This window comes from Nocardioides marmorisolisilvae, assembly GCF_031656915.1.
Lineage (GTDB): Bacteria > Actinomycetota > Actinomycetes > Propionibacteriales > Nocardioidaceae > Marmoricola > Marmoricola terrisoli.
Genome location: NZ_CP134227.1, coordinates 1,910,631 through 1,932,243, shown reverse-complemented (window position 1 = coordinate 1,932,243; position 21,613 = coordinate 1,910,631). Strand labels below are relative to the sequence as shown.

General features: G+C 70.8%; 21 protein-coding genes. 15 read left to right on the top strand and 6 right to left on the bottom strand.

Annotation, left to right across the window (positions count from 1 at the left end; genetic code table 11):
* Position 1 precedes the first annotated feature (1 nt).
* The 4 genes from mshB to Q9R13_RS09195 all read left to right on the top strand — a co-directional run bounded on the left by mshB (position 2) and on the right by Q9R13_RS09195 (position 4,930).
* The gene (gene mshB / locus Q9R13_RS09210) at positions 2–928 is read left to right on the top strand and encodes an N-acetyl-1-D-myo-inositol-2-amino-2-deoxy-alpha-D-glucopyranoside deacetylase (protein WP_310964810.1); all 927 of its coding nucleotides are present in this window, start codon (positions 2–4) and stop codon (positions 926–928) included.
* A gap of 5 nt (positions 929–933) precedes the next feature.
* Complete coding sequence (locus Q9R13_RS09205) at positions 934–2,571, top strand: peptidoglycan binding domain-containing protein (RefSeq protein WP_310964809.1); 1,638 nt, start codon at positions 934–936, stop codon at positions 2,569–2,571.
* 64 nt (positions 2,572–2,635) lie between these two features.
* Positions 2,636–4,318 (top strand): lipase family protein, encoded by a 1,683-nt coding sequence (locus Q9R13_RS09200; RefSeq protein WP_310964808.1) that lies wholly within the window; start codon positions 2,636–2,638, stop codon positions 4,316–4,318.
* A gap of 90 nt (positions 4,319–4,408) precedes the next feature.
* Entirely contained in the window at positions 4,409–4,930 is a 522-nt protein-coding gene (locus Q9R13_RS09195) for a hypothetical protein (RefSeq protein WP_310964807.1), read from the top strand.
* On the opposite strand, the gene Q9R13_RS09190 is transcribed toward Q9R13_RS09195, so the two are convergent.
* Positions 4,897–5,907 carry a GNAT family N-acetyltransferase gene (locus tag Q9R13_RS09190; protein WP_310964805.1) on the bottom strand — a complete coding sequence of 337 codons (1,011 nt, stop codon included), beginning with the start codon at positions 5,905–5,907 and terminating at the stop codon, positions 4,897–4,899. The two genes, Q9R13_RS09195 and Q9R13_RS09190, sit on opposite strands and share 34 nt — an antisense overlap.
* Positions 5,908–5,985: 78 nt before the next feature.
* Here Q9R13_RS09190 and fdxA point away from each other — a divergent pair, with 78 nt between their 5' ends.
* Positions 5,986–6,309, top strand: coding sequence for a ferredoxin (fdxA, locus tag Q9R13_RS09185; RefSeq protein WP_310965066.1), 324 nt, complete (start codon positions 5,986–5,988; stop codon positions 6,307–6,309).
* Entirely contained in the window at positions 6,306–7,424 is a 1,119-nt protein-coding gene (gene dapC, locus Q9R13_RS09180; protein ID WP_310964804.1) for a succinyldiaminopimelate transaminase, read from the top strand. Before fdxA ends, dapC begins: the two co-directional genes overlap by 4 nt.
* Before the next feature lie 109 nt (positions 7,425–7,533).
* Here dapC and Q9R13_RS09175 read toward each other — a convergent pair whose 3' ends face one another.
* Positions 7,534–8,910: an MFS transporter gene (locus Q9R13_RS09175; protein ID WP_310964803.1), complete on the bottom strand. Its 1,377-nt coding sequence runs from the start codon at positions 8,908–8,910 to the stop codon at positions 7,534–7,536.
* A 68-nt stretch (positions 8,911–8,978) separates the two neighbouring features.
* Between Q9R13_RS09175 and Q9R13_RS09170 the strand changes: the two genes are divergently transcribed.
* The 3 genes from Q9R13_RS09170 to Q9R13_RS09160 all read left to right on the top strand — a co-directional run bounded on the left by Q9R13_RS09170 (position 8,979) and on the right by Q9R13_RS09160 (position 12,238).
* Positions 8,979–9,746: a DUF3027 domain-containing protein gene (locus Q9R13_RS09170; RefSeq protein ID WP_310964802.1), complete on the top strand. Its 768-nt coding sequence runs from the start codon at positions 8,979–8,981 to the stop codon at positions 9,744–9,746.
* A gap of 171 nt (positions 9,747–9,917) precedes the next feature.
* Positions 9,918–11,861 carry a right-handed parallel beta-helix repeat-containing protein gene (locus tag Q9R13_RS09165; RefSeq protein WP_310964801.1) on the top strand — a complete coding sequence of 648 codons (1,944 nt, stop codon included), beginning with the start codon at positions 9,918–9,920 and terminating at the stop codon, positions 11,859–11,861.
* Positions 11,858–12,238: a hypothetical protein gene (locus Q9R13_RS09160; protein ID WP_310964800.1), complete on the top strand. Its 381-nt coding sequence runs from the start codon at positions 11,858–11,860 to the stop codon at positions 12,236–12,238. Before Q9R13_RS09165 ends, Q9R13_RS09160 begins: the two co-directional genes overlap by 4 nt.
* A 7-nt stretch (positions 12,239–12,245) precedes the next feature.
* On the opposite strand, the gene Q9R13_RS09155 is transcribed toward Q9R13_RS09160, so the two are convergent.
* Complete coding sequence (locus Q9R13_RS09155) at positions 12,246–12,536, bottom strand: DUF2530 domain-containing protein (RefSeq protein ID WP_310964798.1); 291 nt, start codon at positions 12,534–12,536, stop codon at positions 12,246–12,248.
* 72 nt (positions 12,537–12,608) lie between these two features.
* On the opposite strand from Q9R13_RS09155, the gene Q9R13_RS09150 reads away from it, so the two are divergent.
* The 5 genes from Q9R13_RS09150 (at position 12,609) to Q9R13_RS09130 (ending at position 17,994) form a co-directional block, all read left to right on the top strand.
* Positions 12,609–14,018, top strand: coding sequence for an NCS2 family permease (locus Q9R13_RS09150; RefSeq protein WP_310964796.1), 1,410 nt, complete (start codon positions 12,609–12,611; stop codon positions 14,016–14,018).
* Between the two features lie 233 nt (positions 14,019–14,251).
* Positions 14,252–14,701, top strand: coding sequence for a MarR family winged helix-turn-helix transcriptional regulator (locus tag Q9R13_RS09145; RefSeq protein ID WP_310964795.1), 450 nt, complete (start codon positions 14,252–14,254; stop codon positions 14,699–14,701).
* On the top strand, positions 14,698–16,023 hold the full coding sequence (locus tag Q9R13_RS09140; protein WP_310964794.1) for an MFS transporter: 1,326 nt from the start codon (positions 14,698–14,700) through the stop codon (positions 16,021–16,023). Before Q9R13_RS09145 ends, Q9R13_RS09140 begins: the two co-directional genes overlap by 4 nt.
* A gap of 144 nt (positions 16,024–16,167) precedes the next feature.
* Positions 16,168–17,376 carry a class I SAM-dependent methyltransferase gene (locus tag Q9R13_RS09135; protein WP_310964793.1) on the top strand — a complete coding sequence of 403 codons (1,209 nt, stop codon included), beginning with the start codon at positions 16,168–16,170 and terminating at the stop codon, positions 17,374–17,376.
* A gap of 45 nt (positions 17,377–17,421) precedes the next feature.
* Complete coding sequence (locus tag Q9R13_RS09130) at positions 17,422–17,994, top strand: O-acetyl-ADP-ribose deacetylase (RefSeq protein WP_310964791.1); 573 nt, start codon at positions 17,422–17,424, stop codon at positions 17,992–17,994.
* Positions 17,995–18,028: 34 nt separating this feature from the next.
* Here Q9R13_RS09130 and serC read toward each other — a convergent pair whose 3' ends face one another.
* Complete coding sequence (serC, locus tag Q9R13_RS09125; RefSeq protein WP_310964790.1) at positions 18,029–19,153, bottom strand: phosphoserine transaminase; 1,125 nt, start codon at positions 19,151–19,153, stop codon at positions 18,029–18,031.
* 105 nt (positions 19,154–19,258) lie between these two features.
* Between serC and Q9R13_RS09120 the strand changes: the two genes are divergently transcribed.
* Positions 19,259–19,684, top strand: a complete 426-nt coding sequence (locus tag Q9R13_RS09120; RefSeq protein WP_310964789.1) for a zinc ribbon domain-containing protein — start codon at positions 19,259–19,261, stop codon at positions 19,682–19,684.
* Between the two features lie 6 nt (positions 19,685–19,690).
* Here the strand turns inward: Q9R13_RS09120 and Q9R13_RS09115 are convergent, their stop codons facing one another.
* Positions 19,691–20,560 carry an ABC transporter permease gene (locus tag Q9R13_RS09115; RefSeq protein WP_310964788.1) on the bottom strand — a complete coding sequence of 290 codons (870 nt, stop codon included), beginning with the start codon at positions 20,558–20,560 and terminating at the stop codon, positions 19,691–19,693.
* Positions 20,557–21,495, bottom strand: coding sequence for an ABC transporter ATP-binding protein (locus Q9R13_RS09110; RefSeq protein WP_310964787.1), 939 nt, complete (start codon positions 21,493–21,495; stop codon positions 20,557–20,559). The genes Q9R13_RS09115 and Q9R13_RS09110 overlap by 4 nt, the downstream gene beginning before the upstream one ends.
* Positions 21,496–21,613: the final 118 nt, after the last annotated feature.

Sequence of the window (21,613 nt, the reverse complement as noted above, 5' to 3'; positions counted from 1 at the left end):
CATGGACAAGCGTCTGCTGCTCGTGCACGCCCACCCCGACGACGAGAGCATCGGTCAGGGGGCGACGATGGCCAGGTACGCCGCCGAGGGAGTCGGGGTCACCCTGGTCACCTGCACCGGTGGCGAGATGGGCGAGATCCTGGTGCCCGAGATGGCGCACATGGCCGCGGACCGTGACGACACGCTTGCCGACCAGCGTCGGATCGAGCTCACCAACGCGATGAAGGAGCTCGCCCCTGGGGAAGGGCAGAGCATCGACCACCGCTACCTCGGTGGCTTCGGGAAGTACCGCGACTCCGGCATGAAGTGGCATGAGGACGGCCACGCGGTCCCGGCGGACGACATCCACGACAACGCGTTCTGGAACGCCGACCTGACCGAGGCCGCGGACGACCTGGTTGCGGTGATCCGCGAGGTGCGTCCGCAGGTGCTGGTCACCTACGACCAGTTCGGCGGCTACGGGCACCCCGATCACATCCAGGCGCACCGCGTGGCGACGTACGCCGCCGCGCTGGCCGCGGTGCCGTCGTACCGGCGCGACCTGGGGGAGCCCCACGAGATCGCCAAGGTCTACTGGGGCGCGATGTCCGCGAGCCGGATGCGCGAGGGGCTGCGTCGGCTCCGCGAGGCCGGCGACACGACGACGTTCGAGGGGATGGACCCCGACGGTCCGCTGCCGCCGTTCATCGCCGACGACGCTGACCTCGCGGCGGTGGTCGACGCCGGCGACTACGTCGACCGCAAGCTCGCGGCGATGCGGGCGCATGCCACCCAGATCGCGGTCGACGGCCCGTTCTTCGCGCTGTCCAACAACATCGGCAGCCAGGTCTGGGGCAGTGAGTTCTTCAGGATCGCCAAGGGCAAGCAGGGGCCGCTGAACGACGACGGTCTCGAGACGGATCTCTTCGCCGGCCTCGCCGGTCAGTAGCGCCGGTGAGCTTCTTCGACGAGGTCGTTCCCGAGGACCCCGGTCGTGAGAGGTCCGCCCGGCGGCGCGTCTGGCTGGTGCTGGGGCTGCTGGTGCTGCTCGCCGCCGCGGCGTACGTCGCACTGCACCGGCACGCGGTCGACCGGGTGCCACTGGGCACCACCGTCGAGGGGGTGCCCGTCGGTGGCCTGACCGCGGACGCTGCCGTGCATCGGCTGGCCGGCAGGCTCGACCCGGCTCTGGAGACGCCGATCACCTTCGTGCACGGCGACCGCACGCTGCCTCTCGTGCCGGCGAGGGCCGGCGTGGCCGCCGACTGGGCAGGGACGGTGGCAGCCGCAGGCGCGGGCGCCGACCGTTGGTCACCCAAGGACCTGTGGGACTTCTACACCGGCGGCCGGGACCTGACCGCACGCTTCGACATCGACCCTCAGCGCTTCGCGAACGCGCTCGACGGCCTCACCCGCCAGATCGGCCGGACGGCGATCGAGGGAACCGTCGAGTTCCACGACGGCACCGCGCGACCGGTCTTCGGACGCACCGGCCTCGCGGTGAACCACGCCAAGGCACAGGCGATCGTCCAACGACTGGCCTTCGACCACCACCGTGCCGAGCTGCCGATCGCGGTGCGCCACCCCTACATCTCTCGTGCGGAGGTGCGCCGGGCGATGACGCAGTTCGCCCGACCCGCGATGGCGGCCCCGGTGCGTCTGGTCATCGGTGGCCACGCGGTGATGGCATCGCCTCGGCTCTTCGGCGACGCGATCAGCATGATCCCGCAGCGCGGCCGACTGGTCCCGCTGGTCAACGGCAGCGAGCTGGTCCAGGACCTGCGTCCGGTGATGCGGACTCTGGGACCCAGGCCCCGGGACGCATCGGTGGAGATCCGTGACGGGCGACCACACGTGACCCCCGCGGTCTACGGCGCCAGCTACGACATCGACGAGCTGGCCAGCCTGTTCTCGAAGGCGCTGAGGTCCGGGGACGACCGGGTTGTGCGGCTGCACGCCGCCATCACCGCGCCGCGCCGGACGACCGCGGACGTGCGTGCCCTCGGGATCCGCCAGCGGGTCGGCAGCTTCACCGTCACCGGCGGCACCGCCCTGCTGCCACGGCTGGAGAACGTGCTGATCCGTCCCGGCGACTCGCTGCACCTGGCCGACCGCCTCGGCACGAGCAGCCGACCCCTCGGGACGGCGCTCTTCGCTGCCGCGCTCCGGGCCGGAGTCGCGATCCCGTCCTGGACCGCGAGCAGCGCCTTCGACGACTCGCTGCCAGTGGGCATGCAGGCGACCGACGTGACCGTCGCGCCGCAGCCGGGACGGGGTGCGCTCCTGGTCGACGCCCGGCAGCACGGTGCTGACCGGGTGACCGTGAGCATCTGGTCCACCCCGGTACGGCGAGTCACGCTCGGCGTGGGCGCTCGCCGACAGGTGTCCGCGCCGTCGGTGGTGGAGTCGCACAAGCGCTCGTGCGTCCCGCGCAGGGGCGTGCCCGGGTTCATCGTCACCGTGCACCGTCGAGTGGTCGTCGAGCGCGACAACCGGCTCGCCCCGGAGAAGTACGTGAGCACGTACGCACCGGTGAGCACCATCCGCTGCGTGCCGAGGCCGCCGTCCACCTCGACCGCATCGTCGGGCTGAGCCGCATCCGGCCCGAGCGCCGCGCAGCGTGACCCTCGCCGGATCGAGGTCGTTGAGCCAGGCGATGAGTACATCAGCGCAGGGCCGGGATCCGCTACGACGTCTGCTCGCCTTCACGGCCTGCGTGCTGCTCGTCGTACTCGCCTGCTCGATCGGTCCGGCGGTGAGCGCCGACCGGGGCGCACGGGCCGACGCTGAGGACCTGCTGCAGGCAGCGACGACCATCCCGCGTCCGCACAACGACCCGTTCTATGCCTACACCGGCGCGACGCCGCTGTCGCAGGTGTCGCGCGGCACCGTGCTCAAGAAGCGTGCGATCACGCTCAGCGTCGCGGGCAAGGTTGCCACCCCCGTGCCGGCCGAGCAGTTGCTCTATCGCACTCAGGACGAGCGTGGGCGCCCGGCGGTGACGGTGACCACCGTGCTCGCCCCGGCCGGCGCCGCACGCGGGGTCGTGGGCTACCTGAGCTTCTACGATGCGCTCGGGGACGAGTGCGACCCGAGCTACACACTGCGCGGGGGCGACCCCGGCAGCTCTGCCAACGCCGAGGAGGCCGATGCCGAGGAGGCGCTGGTGGCCTCACTGATGGGGCAGGGCTACGCGGTCACGGTCCCGGACTTCGAGGGCGAGGGCCTGCACTGGGTGGCCGGCCAGGAGTCCGGGTGGAGCACCCTGGACTCCATCCGCGCCACCGAGTCCTACCTCGGCTCGGCCCCGTCGACCAAGGTGGGACTGTTCGGCTATTCCGGCGGATCGATCGCGGGGGAGTGGGCCAGTGAGCTGGCTCCCCGCTATGCGCCGGAGCTGAACATCATCGGCACTGCGATCGGCGGCATCCCCGTCGATCTGGCGCACAACCTGCCCTACGTGAACGGCAGCGCAGACTGGTCGGGCGTGATCCCTGCAGTCCTGGTCTCGCTGAGCCGAGCCTTCGGCGTACCGATGAGCCACTATGAGTCGGCGTACGGCCGCACGCTGGCCAACAAGGTGAGCGACGAGTGCATCGGCTCGTTCAATGGCGCGTATCCCGGGCTGACGATCCAGAGGCTGCTGAAGCCGCGCTATCAGAACTTCCTCGGCATTCCCGCCGTGGCTCGGATCATCAATCGGCTGCAGATGGGCAGCACCCCGGGCCACCCGCCGATGCCGATGATGCTTCTCGTCGGCGACGCTGACGGCACCGGCGACGGCGTGATGGTCCACAAGGACGTCGAAGCGCTCGCTCACGAGTACTGCCGGCAGGGCGTGCCGGTGGACTTCCAGGTGGTTCAGGGTGCCAAGCACACCGAGGCCGGTGAGCGGTTCTTCGTGCTCGGGGAGGCCTATCTCGAGCAGCTCTTCGCCGGGGCGCCACCGACGGACAACTGCGCCAGCGTTGGCCGGGGCAATGCGCTGACGCCACTGCGGGCAGCGATGTGCCACGGCTGGCCCGCCACGATCGTCGGCACCTCGGGCGACGACAGGCTGGTCGGCACCAACGGCCGGGACGTGATCGCCGCGCGCGCAGGCAGCGACGTCGTGCGCGGACGTGCCGGCGACGACCTGGTCTGCGGGGGGCGTGGACGCGATGCCCTCCACGGCGGAGCCGGAGCCGATCGGTTGTACGGCGGCGCGGGCCGCGACCACCTCCGTGGCGGTCCCGGAGCCGATCGGCTGTACGGCGGGCCGGGCGCCGACCTGCTGACCGGCGGGCTCGGCCATGACCGGCTGCACGGCGGCAGCGGAGACGACACCTTGGTGCAGTAGCGGACGGCCCGCGAGTCAGCCCTGAGGGTGCTCCGATGGTGTCATGATGGTGCTCGCCCACAACTGGGCGTCGGGGCGAGGGACGTGATGGTGCCCAGGGCACACAGGACGGTCGTATCACTCACCGGGCTGGCTGCCGTCGTCGGCGGTCTGGTCGGCTGCAGCAGCGATCCCGTCGCGCTCGGTGCGGCGGGTGTCACGATGGCACCCTCGGGCGACCCCGTCGTGATGGTCGCAGTCTGCACCGGGCACGTCGACGCCGTGACGGTGTGGGACTCGACCGCCGGCGGGTCCGCGAGGGCCAACCAGGTGTGGCACGCGATCCGTCACCTGGACGGCACCGTCCGACTCGACCTCGGCCATCCGGGAGCCGACTGGTCGCGGCAGCGGCCGGCCCGGCTCCGGCCCGCCCACACCTACGTCGCCCTTCCGGTTCAGTCCGGCGTCGACGCCGAGGCAGCCCAGGTGAGCTTCCGCGCTCGTGACCTCGAGCAGATCCGGCCCGGGTCGGTCTACGTGAACCCGACCCCCGAGTCCTCGCGGCTGGTGCGCGCCTCGTCGGTGTCGGGGTTCCGCGATCACATCTGCGCGAGGGGCGCCGGAGCCAGGTAACGGTAGGTGTGGTGCAGCTCGAAGCCGAGACCGTCGTACAGCCGCTGTGCTGGTTCGTTCGCCGAGTGCACCTGCAGCAGCATCGCGGTGGCGCCGCGCTCGCCCGCCCAGTCCGTCAGAGCCGCGGTGATGCGGTGCGCGAGCCCCTCGAGGCGATGATCAGGCTGCACGACGAGGTCGGCCAGCAGTGCCCAGTCCTCGACGAGGTTGACCCGGCCGCGCGCAAGCTGGCGGCCGTCGTGCTCGATGCTGGCGAAGGTCGCATCGGGCAGCTCCAACATCGCAGCCACGCGGTCGTAGTCGGACAGCGCCTCCGGCCGGCCCACCAGCCAGTCCCGGTCGACCGCACCCTGGTGGCGGACGCCGGCGCGATCGTGTCCGCGCAGCCGTCGGGACAGCCCGGCCGTGCCGGCGAGCATGACGTGGGTGTCGCTCCCGGGGTCGGGTCGCCAGCCGTGCTCGAGCAGGCTGGCCTCGACCTCGGAGCCGGCGACCACCTGGGCCCAGGCGGGACGGTCGCGCTCGCCGTAGAAGCGTGCCACCGCCGCGAGTGCCTCGGGCAGCGGCCGGTCCGGTGTGCCCACGGGCAGCAACGAGTTCGCGCGACGGGTCGAGCCGCCGGTCGAGCGCAGCAGCCAGTCGCCGAGGTGCACCGTCTCGATGGGCCGGACGATGTGCGCGGCGCGCGCCTCCACCTCGTCGGCCGACCACCGCGCGAAGCGCGATGGCCGTGGCGGGACCGGCTTGCCCGAGACGATCTCGGCGATCCTGATCGGCACCGTGGTGCCGTCCTCGCGGCGGACCACGACGACGCCGTCGGCCCACGACTCGCAGATCCCGAGCACATCGGTGAACGCCGGACCACCGGTGGGGCCGAGCTGGCCGGGCAGCAGCCGGCGTACGACGACACGCTGGCCCACGACGTGGGGGCCCAGCCCGTGCTGTCCCGTTTTGGCGGGTCCGTCATCCGGCGTCACGATCGGGATACTAGGCTTGCCGCGGTGCTGGCCCGTGTGGTCGGCCCGATCCGGCGCATCATCCCCGAGGAGGACCTGGTGACCTACGTCATCGCCCAGCCCTGTGTCGATGTCAAGGACCGTGCGTGTGTCGATGAGTGTCCGGTCGACTGCATCTACGAGGGCAAGCGGATGCTCTACATCCACCCTGACGAGTGCGTCGACTGCGGCGCGTGCGAGCCGGTCTGCCCGGTCGAGGCGATCTTCTACGAGGACGACACCCCGTCGGAGTGGAAGGAGTACTACGACGCGAACGTGCACTTCTTCGACGACCTGGGCTCGCCGGGCGGCGCCGCCAAGCTGGGTGAGATCGACCACGACCACGCGATGATCGCGGAGCTCCCCCCGCAGAACCAGGAGTGACCTCCTCCCGGTCCGCGGTCTCCGACCGGCTGCCCGAGTTCCCCTGGGATCGGCTGGTCGAGTACGCCGAGCGAGTGCGCGCCCACCCCGACGGGATCGTCGACCTGTCGGTCGGCACCCCGGTCGACGCGACGCCCGAGGTGGTCAGGCACGCGCTGGCCGCTGCCGCGGACTCACCCGGATACCCGCAGACCATCGGCCTGCCCGAGACCCGGCAGGCCTGCCTGGACTGGCTCTCCCGTCGGCTCGGCGTGACCGGCCTGGGCCTCGACGCCGTCCTGCCGGTGATCGGCTCCAAGGAGCTGATCGCCTCGTTGCCCAGCCATCTCGGGATCGGTCCCGGCGATCTGGTCGTCCAGCCCGCGCTGGCCTACCCGACGTACGAGGTGGGCGCGGTGCTCGCCGGGGCGCGGGTGCTGGCCACCGACTCGCTGACCGCGATCGGGCCGGAGCGCCCCGCGCTGCTGTGGATCAACTCGCCGTCCAACCCGACCGGCAAGGTGCTGCCGGTCGAGCACCTGCGCAAGGTCGTTTCGTGGTGCCGCGACCGCGGCGTGCTGCTGGTCTCCGACGAGTGCTACATCGAGCTCGGCTGGGACCCCGAGCATCGCCCGATCTCGGTGCTGCACCCGGACGTCTGCGACGGCTCGACCGACGGGATCCTCGCCGTCCACTCACTGTCCAAGCGCTCCAACCTGGCCGGCTACCGTTGCGCGTTCGTAGCCGGTGACCCCTCCGTCGTGGCCGAGCTGCTCGAGGTCCGCAAGAACCTCGGCCTGCAGCTGCCCGGCCCGCAGCAGCGCGCGATGATCGCCGCGCTGGACGACGACACGCACGTCGACGAGCAGCACGCCCGCTATGCCGCCCGTCGTACGACCCTGCGTACGGCGCTGGAGGGGGCCGGTTTCGTCATCGACGAGTCCGCCGGCTCGCTCTATCTGTGGGCGCGGTCCGGCGACGACCGCGACTGCTGGTCGCTGGTCTCATGGTTCGCCGAGCGCGGCATCCTCGTCGCCCCCGGCGTCTTCTACGGCCCGCTCGGCGCGAACCACGTCCGGGTGGCCTTCACCGCGACCGACGAGCGGATCGCGGCGGCGGCCGCTCGGCTGGGCTGACTTTTCCCAGGTTCAGAACCCATCGGTCGAGGCGAGCGCGCCGGTCCGCCGTACTTCACCCAGGAAGCTCCTCCTTCACACACCGACTCTCCTGTGTGAAGGAGGACTTTCAGTTCTGAACCTGGGAAAGTCCGCGCCCGCTCACCACCACGAAGCAGGCCCAACCGAGCATCAGGCCGGCTAGCACGCCCAGGCCGATCCGGGGGACCATCGGCATCGCGATCCCGATGAACCCGCCGATCACCCAGCTCAGCTGCAGCAGGGTCTCGGACCGGGCGAAGGCACTGGTCCGACTGCGCTCGGGGACCTCGTGCTGGATGGTGGCGTCCAGGGCGAGCTTGCCCAGTCCCTGGCAGATCCCAGCGGTGAGTCCGAGCGCGACCGCGGTGGTCAGGCCGTAGAGCACCGCGCACACGACCGCTGCGGCGGTGTCGGCGAGCAGCACCACCAGCACCACCACGCGGGGCTCGGCGTTGCGCAGGACGTTGCCGATGCCGATCCCGATGGTGTTGCCGACGCCGGCCGCGCCGATGACCAGTGCCATCAAGATGTTGGCGTGGTGCTCCCATCCCGGCAGAGGGTGCTGGCGGAGCAGGAACGCCATGAACATGGTCAAGAAGCCCGACAGCATTCGCAGCCCGGCGTTCGCCCGCAGCGCCCGGACCACCGGGCCCGGGACCTTGTAGCGCAGGGCGTCGCGGAGCCGCTGCGGCGTCTCGCCGGCGACCGAGTCAGCCTGCGGTGGCAGCAGTACGGCGAGCACGGTGGCGATCGCGAACGCCACGAACGCCACCCGGAGCGCCCACCCGGGGCCACCGAGCGTCGAGGCCAGGGCGGCCAGTCCACCGACCAGCGCGCCACCGATCACGCCCGACAGCGAGATCCGGGAGTTGGCCTTCACCAGGGTCAGCCGCTCGGGCAGCAACCGAGGGATCGATGCCGCCCGGGCCACGCCGTACGCCTTGGAGGAGACCAGGCAGCCGAGCGCGGCGGGATAGAGGGCGATCGAGTTGTGGCTCGCCGCGCCGGTCATGGTCAGGCAGAGGATCGCCCGCGCGGCCATGGTCACCCCGATGGCCCAGCGCCGGCCGTAGCTGAACCGGTCCAGGAACGGCCCGAGCAGCGGCGCCACCACGGCGAACGGCAGCATCGTCAGGCCCAGGAACAGTGCGACGTGGCCGCGAGCCTCACCGGGCTGTGCGAAGAAGAGCGTGCCGGCGAGCGCGACCGCGACCGCGGCGTCGCCGCCGGTGTTGAAGACGTGCATCTCGATCAGCCGGTAGAGCCCGGTCTCGCCGGCTCCTTCGGCACGCGAGGCGCGGCGCGCCTGGCGGAAGGTGTACGACGCGCCCCGTCCGGTCGCCGACCCGGCCCGACGTACCCCGCGACCGATGGCCCGCACTCCCCGGCCGGTGCCCGAACGGAACCTGGCAGCCCCGGACCGGGCACTCCCGCCCGGTGGGAGGGGAGTGCTCGGGTCGCTCATGGTGCCCATCCTGCCAACCTGGCAACCCTGGGAGGACAGGTCCCACGCCCATGGGGGACAATCGCGGCGTGAAGACCGAGCTCGAAGCCCCGCACGACCCGGGCGTGGCCGCGCGCGCCGCCCTTCTCGAGCAGGTGGGCAGCGACGTCGTCGGCGACTACCTCGGTGCCGAGCGGGAAGGGGACGGCGTCACCACCCACCGCTTCGCGAGCACCCAGGCGGGATACCCCGGCTGGCAGTGGACCGTCACGGTCGCTCAGGTCGACGAGGCCCTCCCGACCGTCGACGAGATCGTGCTGATTCCCGGTGACGAGGCGATCGTCGCTCCGGCGTGGGTGCCGTGGCGGGAGCGGATCAGGCCCGGCGACCTCTCGGCGGGCGACATCCTGCCCACCGACGAGGACGACCCGCGGCTCGTGCCCGGCTACTTCGCCGGCGATCCCGAGGACGAGGGCGCGGCGCCGCTGGACAAGGCGGAGGCCCGGGCGCTGATCGACGAGGTCGGACTGGGTCGCAGCCGGGTGCTCTCGGTGGAGGGGCGCGACCAGGCCGTCCAGCGCTGGTACGACGGCGACGCCGGCCCTGCCGTGCCGCTCGCCCAGTCGGCGCCCGGCCGGTGCGGCAACTGCGGCTTCCTGGTCCGGCTTGCGGGCCCGATGTCCACCATGTTCGGCGTGTGCGCGAACGCGTTCGCCAACGATGACGGCCGGGCGGTCTCCCTGGACCACGGCTGTGGCGCCCACTCCGAGGCCCAGCTGCGCAAGAAGCAGCTGCCGCCGCCGCTTCCCGACCCCGTGTTCGACTCGATCAGCCGGGACGATCTCGAGGAGTTCTGAGCCGACTCGCCCCGCCCTGCAGTCTTGAGCGTCGGGGTCGGCAGCACTGTTCTCGCGCCACTGGGGTTCCCGGCTGCCCCGATCCGGTGCATGATGGCGGCGAGGAGGGGACGTTGACACGGCCTGTGCGGAGGCGATGTGGTTCCCTCGACCCGACGATCACACCCCTGGGTGGGTCCCGTCCTGACCGTCGTGCTGGCGTTCGCAGTCGTGCTCCTGGTGCCGGTCGCGGCCCACGCGCACATCGAGCGGCCGTCGTACTGGCCCGACCCCAAGCCTGACTGCACGGTGACGCCGTGCGCCGGCGGCCGCGTCCCGGCGACGCGCTCGCTGGCCAGCGCGCTCACCCGGCACCGGCACACCACCGTGCGGGTGGTCTGCAAGCCCGACTCGATGACGAGGCTGCGTCGTTCGGTGCGCCACGCCCGTGCCCACGGCTACGCGATCCGTCCGACCGACCACCGGACCCTGAGCGCCCGGCACGCCCGCGCTCTGCTGCGGATCAACCGACACCTGTTCCGGCGCTGCCACTACCGCAACATCCAGCCGGCGGTGACCGCGTCGAACAACGACGATCGGGTGATCGTGATGCCGGGCCTGTACAAGGAGCCCGAGTCGCGGCGCAAGCTGACCCACGACCCGGCCTGCAAGAAGTACGAGATCACCGACAACCAGGGTGGCGACATCAGCGGTGCCGTGTCCTACCCCTACCAGTTCCACTGCCCCAACGACCAGAACCTGATCGCGGTGATCGGCCGTGCGCTCGGGCCCGGCAAGGACCCCCACCCGCCCAAGCGAGACCGGCACGGGATCCCGAACCTCGGCAGGTGCATCCGGTGCAACCTGCAGCTCGAGGGGTCCGGAGTCAGTGCCGACGACGTCATCGTCGAGGCGGGGCGGGCCAGGTCGGGCGACGGCTTCCCGCGCGGGTCGAAGAAGGACGTCGGCATCCGGGCGGACCGGGCCGACGGCTTCGTGCTGCGCAACCTCACCGTGCGGCACGCCGCCGAGCACGACATCTACGTGATCGAGGCGGACGGCTACCTGCTCGAGCGGTTCAAGACCTACGCCGGCGGCGAGTACGGCGTCCTCACCTTCGTCGGCGACCACGGCCTGATCCGCAACTGTGATGCCGCCGGCAGCGGTGACTCCGGCGTCTACCCGGGCGCCGGAGCCAAGACGAACACCGGCCGCGACAAGACGTGGTATCCCAAGGCCCGGTATAGCCAGCGGATCACCCGCTGCGACTCCCACCACAACCTCGCCGGCTACTCCGGCACCGATGGGAGCGCGACGCACATCGACCACAACAACTTCTACGACAACACCCTCGGCTTCACCACCGACGTGTTCACCGCCGCAGGGCACCCAGGCTTCCCGCAGTCCGGTGACCTGATCGACCACAACAACTTCTACTCCAACAACTTCAACCCCTACGTGAAGGGCTCGCCCATCCATCCGGCTCAGCCCGAGCCGGTGGGGACCGGATTGTGGATCGCCGGCGGCAACCACAACGTGATCCGCGACAACCACTTCTGGAACAACTGGCGGCGCGGGGTGATGCTGTTCGCAGTGCCGGACGCGACGGTGTGCGGCCCGGTCATCGGCAGCAACATCCCGGTGCCCGGCTGCGACCCGACGAAGTTCTCGACCTCCTACGACAACGTCTTCCACGGCAACACCATGGGCGTCTCCCCGAGCGGACGGGTGCGCCCGAACGGGACCGACTTCTGGTGGGACGACTTCCCGACCAACACCGGCAACTGCTGGTACGACAACCACGCGGCCAAGGGCACCAAGGTCACCACGTCGCCCGCGCTGCTGCCCGACTGCGGCCTGCTGCCGAGCATGGGCACCGGGAGCACCAACGAGGCCGAGCTGCTCGGGTGCTTCGGGGCGCTGACCGCCAGCGGCTACGACGCCGGGCTGTGTCCCTGGTTCACCACGCCGCCGAGGCCGGGGTCATCCGGACGTGTGCTGCTCGCAGCGAGTCAGCCTGCGCTGGTGCACAACCCGGCGGCCGCCAGCGCGGCGTGCGCCGTGTACGGCGTGCTGGCCGGCAAGGACTGTCCGGACGTGTTGAAGAGGGCGGCGCTCGAGGAGGTCGTGCGATGAGGTGCGGACAGATGCTGCGCCTCGCGGTGGCAGTGCTCGGACTCGCGCCGCTGCTCGTCCTCGGCGGCTGCGGAAGCAGCTCGTCGGACCTGCAGTCGGTCGCCCACGTGGTGCCGGCTCCCGCGGCGACCGTGCGCACGGCACGATGCCTCGAGTGGCAGCAGATGTCTCGCGAGGAGCGCGCGTCACTGGTGGCCGGGATGCGGAAGTTCTTCGGGGGCATGGTCGACCAGCCCGGGATGCGCGGCCAGGTGCTCGCGGGCGCCAAGGCCTACCGGGTGATCGACGGGTACTGCGCGCCGGCGTACGCCCGCTACTTCCGGCTCTACCGGATCTACGGGGACGCGGCAGCGTTCGAGCCGGCGCCCGGGCGCTGAGCCGGCCTCAGCCGTCGGCGGCGCGCCGGGCATTGCGCCGTCGACGGCAGTGGTCCCAGCCGAGGACGCCCAGGCCGAACCCCGCCGCGCAGGTCCACAGCCACCAGAGGTGGCCGTCCTCGTGGAGCCGTCCGTAGAAGGGCAGCAGCAGCAGGAACGCCAGCGCCCAGATCGCCGTACCGACCTGGAGGGTGCGTACGCCGTCGACGTCCAGGGGCTCGACATCGGCCACGATGTAGTGGCGGTTGCCGATCTCGTAGTCGTCGGGCTGGCCCAGCCCGTCCAGGTCCGGTGGCACCCGACAAATCTACTGCGTCTCACTCCGGTCGAGTCGCCGCCCGGGAGGCCGAGGCTTTGGAAGGATGCGCCCGTGGACAAGTTCTTCAAGATCAGCGAGCGTGGCTCGACCGTCGCCCGGGAGATCCGTGGCGGTGTCGTCACGTTCTTCACGATGGCCTACATCATCGTGCTCAACCCGATCATCCTGAGTGGGGTCAGGGACCACTCGGGACACTTCCTCGGGTCCGACCACGGCAACTTCGCCATGATCGCCGCGGGCACGGCGCTTGTGGCGGGCGTGATGTCGATCGTGATGGGGCTGGTGGCGAACTTCCCGCTGTCCATCGCCGCAGGTCTGGGACTCAACGCCTTCATCGCCTACTCGGTCGCCAGCAAGATGACCTGGGCCGACGCGATGGGCCTGGTCGTCATCGAGGGCCTGATCATCCTGGTCCTGGTGCTGACCGGCTTCCGGACGGCGGTGTTCCGCGCCGTACCGGGTCAGCTGAAGATCGCGATCTCGGTAGGCATCGGCCTCTTCATCGCGCTGATCGGCTTCGCCGACGCCGGGTTCGTCGGCGCCGGCGCAGGCACGCCGGTCCAACTCGGCACCACCGGCACGCTGTCCGGCTGGCCGGTCTTCGTCTTCCTGATCGGACTGGCCCTGGTGGTGGTCCTGTGGGTACGCCGGGTCAAGGGCGCGATCCTGATCTCGATCGTGGCCACCACGATCGTCGCGATCATCGTCGAGGCGATCGGTCATCAGGGCGTCAAGTCCGCCCACAACCCGGGCGGCTGGGGCCTGAACGTGCCCAAGCTGCCAGAACAGATCTTCAGCACGCCCGACCTGGGCACCCTCGGCCACTTCAACCTTCTCGGCTCGTTCCAGTCGGCGGGCGTGGTGACCGCGGTGCTGCTCCTTTTCACGCTCGTCCTGGCCGACTTCTTCGACCTGCTCGGCACCATGACGGCCATCGGCGCCGAGGCCGGGCTGCTTGACGAAGAGGGGATGCCGCCACGCTCGCGGAACATCCTGATCGTCGACGCGCTCGCGGCCAGTGCCGGTGGGCTTGGGGGCGTGTCATCCAACACCGCGTTCATCGAGTCGGCCTCCGGCGTGGGGGAAGGGGCCCGGACCGGCCTCGCGCCCGTGGTGACCGGAGTGCTGTTCCTGCTCGCGATGCCCTTCGCGACGGTGGTCAACGTGATCCCGAGCGAGGCGGCCGTGCCCGCCCTCGTGCTCGTCGGGTTCTTGATGATGCAGCAGGTCAAGGGGATCAGCTGGGACGACCTCGAGATCGCCATACCGGCGTTCCTCACCATCGCGCTGATGCCGTTCACCTACTCGATCACGGTCGGCATCGGTGCCGGCTTCGTCAGCTACGTGCTGATCAAGATCGTCCGCGCGAAGGGCGCCCAGGTGCACCCGCTGCTGTGGGTGATCGCGGCCCTGTTCGTGGTCTACTTCGCGATCAACCCGATCACCTCCTGGCTCACCTGACTCCGCGGGGATCTCGCCGAGGCGGCGCAACTTTGCGCTGAGATCGGGCCGAGGCGGCTGAAGTTTGCACACCGTTTGCAAAGTTCAGCCGCCTCGGCGCGTCCTGGCGGCAACTTTGCGCCGCCTCGGCGTCGACGCCGGCCGGCCCGCTGCTCCCGCTGCTCCTGCTGCTCCTGCTGTTCCTTCTGTCACAGCGCAATTGGTTAGCCAAGGTAATGAGGTAGGCTAAAGACATGCCGACGTACGAGAAGGTGGCGAGGACGGACGCGGGGCTGGCCTCGGAGCTGCGGCTGGCCGTGATGCGGCTGCGCCGACGGTTGACCAACGAGCGACACCCCGACAACGAGCTGAGCATCCCGGCGATGTCGGTCCTGGGCTGCCTGGCCCGCCACAACGACGAGCTGACGATCGGTGACCTCGCCCGGCAGGAGCGGGTGCAGCCGCCGAGCATGACGCGCACGGTGAACTGCCTCGAGGAGGGTGGGTACGTCGAGAGGCGGCCGCACGAGACCGACGGTCGGCAGATCCTGGTCCGTCTCTCCGAGCACGGCCGGGACACCCTCCGTGCCGACCGCGCGCGCCGCGACGCCTGGCTCGCCCAGCGCCTCACCGAGCTCACTGCCGACGAACGTGCCGTGCTGCGCGCGGCCGCGCCGATCCTGCAGGGGTTGGCGACCGCTTGAGCCCGACCTTCCGCGCCCTCCGCGTCCGCAACTACCGCCTCTACGCCAGCGGCAGCGTCGTCTCCAATACCGGTACCTGGATCCAGCGCATCGGCCAGGACTGGCTGGTCCTGCAGCTGCACGGCGGCAGCCATGCCCAGGCGAGCACATCACTGGGCATCACCACCGGGCTGCAGTTCCTGCCGGTGCTGCTCCTCTCGCCGTACGCCGGGCTGGTCGCCGACCGGATGTCCAAGCGCCGCCTGCTCCAGCTGACCCAGGCGTGGATGGCGTGCTGGTCCTTCGTCCTTGCCATGCTGGCGATCACCGGCGTGGTCGAGGCGTGGATGGTCTATGCGGTCGCGTTCAGCTTCGGGATCGGATCGGCCTTCGACGCGCCGGCCCGGCAGTCGTTCGTCAGCGAGATGGTCGGACCCGACGACCTGACCAACGCGGTCGGCCTGAACTCCGCCTCGTTCAACCTCGCCCGGGTGATGGGACCGGCGATCGCCGGCTTCCTGATCGCCGCGCTCGGCGGAGCGATCCAGACCAGCCGCGTGGTGGATGCGCATGCGCTGCGTGCCACCGGGCTGGTGATCCTGCTCAACGCGGTCAGCTACCTCGCTGTCATCGGCGCGCTGGGGCTGATGCGTGACCACGAGCTCTTCGAGAACCCCCGGGCGCCACGCGGCAAGGGAATGATCCGGGACGGCTTCCGCTACGTGCGCAGCCGGCCGGACCTCTCGATGATCCTGACGGCAGGCTTCTTCGCGGGCACCTTCGGGATGAACTTTCAGATGACCTCGGCGCTGATGGCCACCCAGGTGTTCCACAAGGGGCCGGGGGAGTACGGCATCCTCGGCACCACCCTGGCCGTCGGCTCGCTGACCGGTGCGCTCTTGGGCGCTCGTCGGGTGGCCAAGCCACGCCCGCACTACGTGATCATCGCGGGGATCGCCTTCGCGCTGGTCGAGATCGCCCTCGGGCTGATGCCGAGCTATCTCATGTTCGCCGTGACCACGCCCGTGCTCGGCTTCTGCATCCTGACGATGCTGAACTCCGCCAACACCACGGTCCAGCTGGGCACGAGCCCCTCGATGCGCGGTCGGGTGATGGCGCTCTACATGATGCTGGTGATGGGCGGCACACCCATCGGCGCCCCGATCGTCGGCTGGGTCGGTGCCACCTTCGGCGCGCGTTGGACGCTGATCGGAGGCGGGCTGATGTCGCTGGCGGGCATCGTCCTCGCCGCGGTGGTGTTCCGAGGTCTCACCGGCAGCCCGTGGCTCGGCCGGCCACGCACGTCCACCGAGGAGACCACCGACACCGTCATGGCCGCGTGAGGCGCCGCGATCGGCGCTGCGCGGCCGAACGCCCAGTCGCTAGGCTCGCCACGTGCATCCCCGCTACCGCCGCCTGCTGATTCCGTGCGCCTTGGCGGGGCTGCTGCTGATCGTCCTGATCGCCGCCCTGCTGAAGTGACTCCGATGGACCCCTCGCTCACCAACGCCCTCGACGGCATCCGAGGCTTCCTCCTCGATGACGCCGCGCTGGTGCGTGCAGTCGCGTCCGGCCGGCGGCGCGGAGAACAGCCCCGCTGGCGGCGGGTCGAGATGCGGTACGTCGACCTGAAGGCCGGGCGCCGCCTGCAGGTCACGGCGTACGACGAGACCCAGGCGTTCACCACCAACCACGAGGACGCTGCCACCGCGGTCGACGACCTGCTGGCAGAGCCGTTCGGCAACTGGCACGTGGAGACCGATGTGTCGACATACCAGCTGCGGGTCACCAAGAAGGGCCGCGCGCTGACCCACGCCACCGTCCGGACCGACGGGGCGGCGGCCCCCGACCGGTCGCACGACCGGGACAAGGAGCGCCTGCTCCGGCCGGACCACCCCGTGCTCCGCGAGCTCGACATCAGCGACGCGGCGGGCAAGGTGCGGCCGAGTCGGCAGGCGAAGTACCGCCAGGTCGATGAGTTCCTGCGCGCCCTCGCCGCCGCCCTGGACGATGCGATGTCGGGCGGCCGGCTGCGGACGCCGACCACGGCCGATCCATGGCAGGTGGTGGACCTCGGCTGCGGCAACGCCTACCTCACCTTCGCGGCCCAGGCCTGGCTGGACGAGCGCGACCTGCCCGCACGGCTGGTCGGGGTGGACGTCAAGGAGCAGGCGCGCAGGCACAACAGCGAGGTGGCCGAGCGTCTGGGCGTCGGTGAGCGCATCGAGTTCGTGGTCGGCACCATCGACGGGGTCACCCTCGCCCAGCCGCCCGACGTGGTGCTGGCTCTGCACGCCTGTGACACCGCGACCGATGATGCGCTCGCCCGGGCGGTCGACTGGGACGCGACGGTCGTGCTGGCGGCGCCCTGCTGCCACCACGACGTCGCAGCCCAGCTCCGGAACCGCGGGGCCCCGGCGCCGTACTCCCTGCTGGTCCGCGACGGCATCCTGCGCGAACGGTTGGCCGACACCCTGACCGACGCATTGCGCGCCGCGCTGCTGCGGGCCGAGGGCTATCGCGTCGAGGTGATCGAGTTCGTGCCGAGCCGGCACACCCCGCGCAACACCCTTCTCCGCGCGGTGCGGACCGGCGCCTCCGGCGTCCGCGATGAGTACGACGAGCTGGTCGCGCAGTGGCACCTGCGGCCCAAGTTGGCCGATCTGCTCGAGCAGCCGGCCGACCCGAAGCCCTGAGTCGTGACCCGGGGCCACCTCGACGCCTCGTCGTACGCTGCCGGCATGAGGATCACCTGCGTCCAGGGCGACATCACCGAGCAACAGGTCGACGCGGTGGTGAACGCCGCCAACTCGGCGATGCGTGGCGGCGGCGGCGTCGACGGCGCCATCCACGCCGCGGGCGGCCCGGCGATCCTGGACGACTGCATCGCCCGGTTCCCCGACGGTCTGCCGACCGGTCAGGCGGGCTGGACCACGGCAGGCGAGCTGCCTGCGCGATGGGTGATCCACGTCGTCGGGCCCAACCACACCGCCGGCCAACGCGACCGGTCGCTGCTGACGTCCTGCTACGCCAACGCGCTGCGGGTCGCCGACGAGCTGGGCGCCCGGACCGTCGCCTTCCCACTGATCTCCGCCGGCGTCTACGGCTGGCCGCGCGAGGACGCGGTCGCTGCCGCGGTGGAGACCCTGAGTGCGGCCGACACCGGGGTCGAGGAGGCCCGGCTGGTGGCCTTCGGTCGGTCGATGTACGACGCGATCGTGGCGCGACTGTCCCCGGCGGGGAGTGCAGGATCCGCCGACGGCGACGACCTCACCCAGGAAGGTCCCTCTTCACACACCGACTCTGCTGGGTGAAGAGGGACTTTGGGTTCTCAACCTGGGAAAGTCCTCACCCGAGCCGCTCGACCACGAAGTCGATGCAGCGGGTGAGGGCCTCGATGTCGGCCGGATCGATCGCCGGGTACATCGCGATCCGCAGCTGGTTGCGACCCAGCTTGCGGTAGGGCTCGGTGTCGACGATGCCGTTGGCCCGCAGCGTGGCCGCGACCGTATCGGCGCTGATCGCGTCGTCGAAGTCGATCGTGCCGATCACCAGCGAGCGGTGCTCGGGCTCGACGACGTACGGCGTGGTGTACGACGTCTCCTCGGCCCAGCCGTAGAGCGCCCGGGAGGACGCCGTGGTGCGGGCGACCATGGCGTCCAAGCCGCCCTGGCCGTTCATCCAGTCCAGCTGCTCGGCCATCAGGAAGAGGGTGGCCACCGAGGGGGTGTTGTAGGTCTGGTTCTTCCCGGCGTTGTCGATCGCGGTGGTCAGGTCGAAGAACGCCGGGATCCACCGACCGGAGGCGGCGATCGAGGCCGCTCGCTCGAGGGCGGCCGGCGACATCAGCGCCACCCACAGCCCGCCGTCGGAGGCGAAGCACTTCTGCGGCGCGAAGTAGTAGACGTCGCACTCCGGCATCGAGACCGGCAGCCCACCGGCGGCCGACGTCGCATCCACCAGGACCAGGGCGTCGCCTGCCGCCACCCCGTCCGGCCTTCGCACCGGCGCCATCACCGCGGTGGACGTCTCGTTGTGCGGCCAGGCGTAGACATCGACGCCGTCCTCCGCCTTGGGCTCCGGGAGCGAGCCCGGGTCCGCGGCGATGACCGTCGGATCCGCCAGGTGCGGCGCCGTGGCGGCCGCCTTGGCGAACTTCGAGGAGAACTCGCCGAAGGTCAGGTGCTGGCTGCGCTCCCTGATCAGCCCGAAGGTGGCGATGTCCCAGAACGCCGTCGCCCCGCCGTTGCCCATGACCACCTGGTAGCCGTCGGGCAGGTCGAAGAGCGAGGACAACCCCTCACGCACCCGGCCGACCAGGTCGCGGACCGGGGCCTGCCGGTGCGAGGTGCCCATCAGCGACGTGCCGGTCGCGGCGAGGGCTGCCAGCGCACCGGTCGGGATCTTCGACGGACCGGCCCCGAAGCGCCCGTCCGTGGGCTTGAGGTCGGCGGGGATGACGATGTCGCTCACGAGCCACAACCTTTCGAAGGCAACCTTCTGGCCGGTCTGGCAGGTAGTCCTGCTGCCGGCACCTATTCTGGCAGCCCCCGTCCTCGCATCTCCGGAGAGTCCACCATGAGTGATGTCCCAGGCCCCGGGCCCGGTCTCGTGCACCAGCGCGGGGTCCGGAACACCCTGCGGCTGGTCGGCGCCGTGCTGCTGGTCGTCTCGGTGGTCTTCTTCATCATGGGCCTCGTCGACTTCTTCGCGGCGATGAGCCCGAGCTCCCTGGACTCGACGCCGCACAGGTTCTGGATGCTGTTCGTGGGGGTGATCCTGTTCGCGCCGGCGGCCTGGTGCCTCCAGGCGGGCTTCTTCGGTGCCGCGGCACGTTTCGCCATGGGGGAGGCTGCCCCGGTGGTCAAGCAGTCCGCGGGCTACCTCACCGACGGCACCGGAGTGCTCGGGATCGGCGCCGAGCAGCGGACGTGCGCACAGTGCGGGGTCGAGAACGACGGCGCCGCGAAGTTCTGTGACTCCTGCGGCGCCGCCCTCGGCTGAGCAACGCTAGGCCACGTCGCGGCGCCGGACCAGGGAGAGGATCGCGACGGGCAGCAGCACCAGGTACGCCGCCAGCGTCCACGCGCCGCGCTCCCCGGAGATCGCCCCGACGACGCCGGGCGTGCTGTCCGGGCCACCCACGCCCACGATAGAGCCGACCAGCGATCCGGCCGCCGTACCGGGGAGGAAGTGGGTGATCACCGCGACCCAGTGCAGCATCGTCCCGACTCCGCGGAGCAGGTTCTCGATCACCAGCGCCCACAGCAGGCCCAGGCCGACCGACAGCGCAGGCCCCCGGGCGAGGGTGCCGAGCAGGTACCCCACCAGGCTCCACATCTCGATCACCAGGAAGCCTGCCCCCATCGACCGCAGCGACTCCGCGAGACCGGGCCAGACGACGGCCTGGGACTCGCTCGCCGCGACCAGCAGCGAGAGCCCGAGGTCGAAGACGAAGGTCACCGCGACCACCCCGACGACGAAGATCGTCAGCGCGCCGAGCGAACCGAGGACCGTGGACCGTCGAGACGGGCCCTGGGTGAAGACGGTCTTCCAGGTCCCCCAGCCGTAGCCGTTGCCGGCCACGATCGCCCCGAGCACCAGCATCAGCGCGCCGCCGAACATCGGCATCCCGTCGATCAGCGTGTGGGGTACGGCGGCCGGCAGGATCGAGCCGAGCAGGGCCGAGGCGCTCTCGCCCTCGTTGGAGAAGGTGTTGCTCCCGGTGCGGTAGGCCACATAGTTGAACACGTAGCCGAACAGCGCGCTCAGGAGCAGCCAGGCGCCGAGGGTCACCCATACCGCCGGCCACTTCCGGATCCGGTAGAGCTCGGCGTCAACGCTGGCGATCAGCGGGCTCGTCGTACTCATCGCGCTCATCGCGCTGCCTCCTGCACCCCGGCGCGGGCCGGGCTCGTCGTGGTCATCTCGAAGAACACCTCTTCGAGGGTTCGTTCGCTCGTGGTCACCTCGTGCACGTCGATCCCGGCTGCGACCAGGGCGCGGACGACGTCGGGCGCCCGGTCCGGGGTGAGTGCGAGCCGCAGCCGGTCCCCGAGGACGGCGACACCGTGGTCACCAGCCAGCCGCATGGACAGGGCGAGGCTCTCCTCGAGCGGGGTCGCGCGCACGACCAGAGAGGAGATGCCGCGCAGCTCCGCGACGGTGGACTCACGCAGCAGCCGACCCTGGGAGATCACCCCGACCCGGTCGCAGATCTCCTGGACCTCCGCGAGCAGGTGGCTCGAGAGCACCACGGTCTGGCCGGCCGCGGCCAGGTCGACGATCAGCTCGCGCATGTCGGCCATCCCGGCCGGGTCGAGCCCGTTGGTCGGCTCGTCGAGGATGATCAGCTCCGGGTCACCCATCAGAGCTGCTGCGACGCCGAGGCGCTGCTTCATGCCCAGCGAGTAGGACTTGAACCGGTCACCGCCGCGGTCGGCCAGGTCGACCCGAGCCAGCGCACCGTCGGCCAGCCGATCGTCGAGGCCGCGGTAGCGAGCCATCGCGACCAGGTTCTCCCGCCCGCTCAGGTAGGGGAAGAAGCCCGGCCCCTCGATCAGTGCCCCGACCCGCGCGGTCACGCCCGGCTGTCCCGCCGGCGACCCGAGCACCCGGGCGGTCCCTGACGTCGGCGCGATCAGGCCCAGCAGCATCCGCAGGGTGGTCGTCTTCCCGGCCCCGTTTGGCCCCAGGAAGCCGTACACCTCACCGCGCCGCACGGTCATGCTCACCGCGTCGACGGCCAGCCGGGCCGAGGCCCCGTCGCCGTAGCACTTGGTGAGCCCCTCGGTCTCCACCACGAAATCGTTCATGGCTCCACGATCGTCGGGTCGCCTGGCTCGCGCGTCCGCCGTACGGCGGCACCTCGGTGCGCAGATCTGCGTACGCCGGCTACGCGGCCGGTCGGACGCACCGGGCTGCCGCCTCGCC

Coding starts and splice junctions, on each gene's coding strand:
- Q9R13_RS09110 (WP_310964787.1), bottom strand. CDS start 21,495: ATGAACGATTTCGTGGTGGAGACCGAGGGGCTCACCAAGTGCTACGGC.
- Q9R13_RS09175 (WP_310964803.1), bottom strand. CDS start 8,910: ATGAGCGACCCGAGCACTCCCCTCCCACCGGGCGGGAGTGCCCGGTCC.
- Q9R13_RS09200 (WP_310964808.1), top strand. CDS start 2,636: ATGAGTACATCAGCGCAGGGCCGGGATCCGCTACGACGTCTGCTCGCC.
- Q9R13_RS09120 (WP_310964789.1), top strand. CDS start 19,259: ATGAGTGATGTCCCAGGCCCCGGGCCCGGTCTCGTGCACCAGCGCGGG.
- Q9R13_RS09130 (WP_310964791.1), top strand. CDS start 17,422: ATGAGGATCACCTGCGTCCAGGGCGACATCACCGAGCAACAGGTCGAC.
- Q9R13_RS09115 (WP_310964788.1), bottom strand. CDS start 20,560: ATGAGCGCGATGAGTACGACGAGCCCGCTGATCGCCAGCGTTGACGCC.
- mshB (WP_310964810.1), top strand. CDS start 2: ATGGACAAGCGTCTGCTGCTCGTGCACGCCCACCCCGACGACGAGAGC.
- Q9R13_RS09160 (WP_310964800.1), top strand. CDS start 11,858: ATGAGGTGCGGACAGATGCTGCGCCTCGCGGTGGCAGTGCTCGGACTC.
- Q9R13_RS09135 (WP_310964793.1), top strand. CDS start 16,168: ATGGACCCCTCGCTCACCAACGCCCTCGACGGCATCCGAGGCTTCCTC.
- Q9R13_RS09145 (WP_310964795.1), top strand. CDS start 14,252: ATGCCGACGTACGAGAAGGTGGCGAGGACGGACGCGGGGCTGGCCTCG.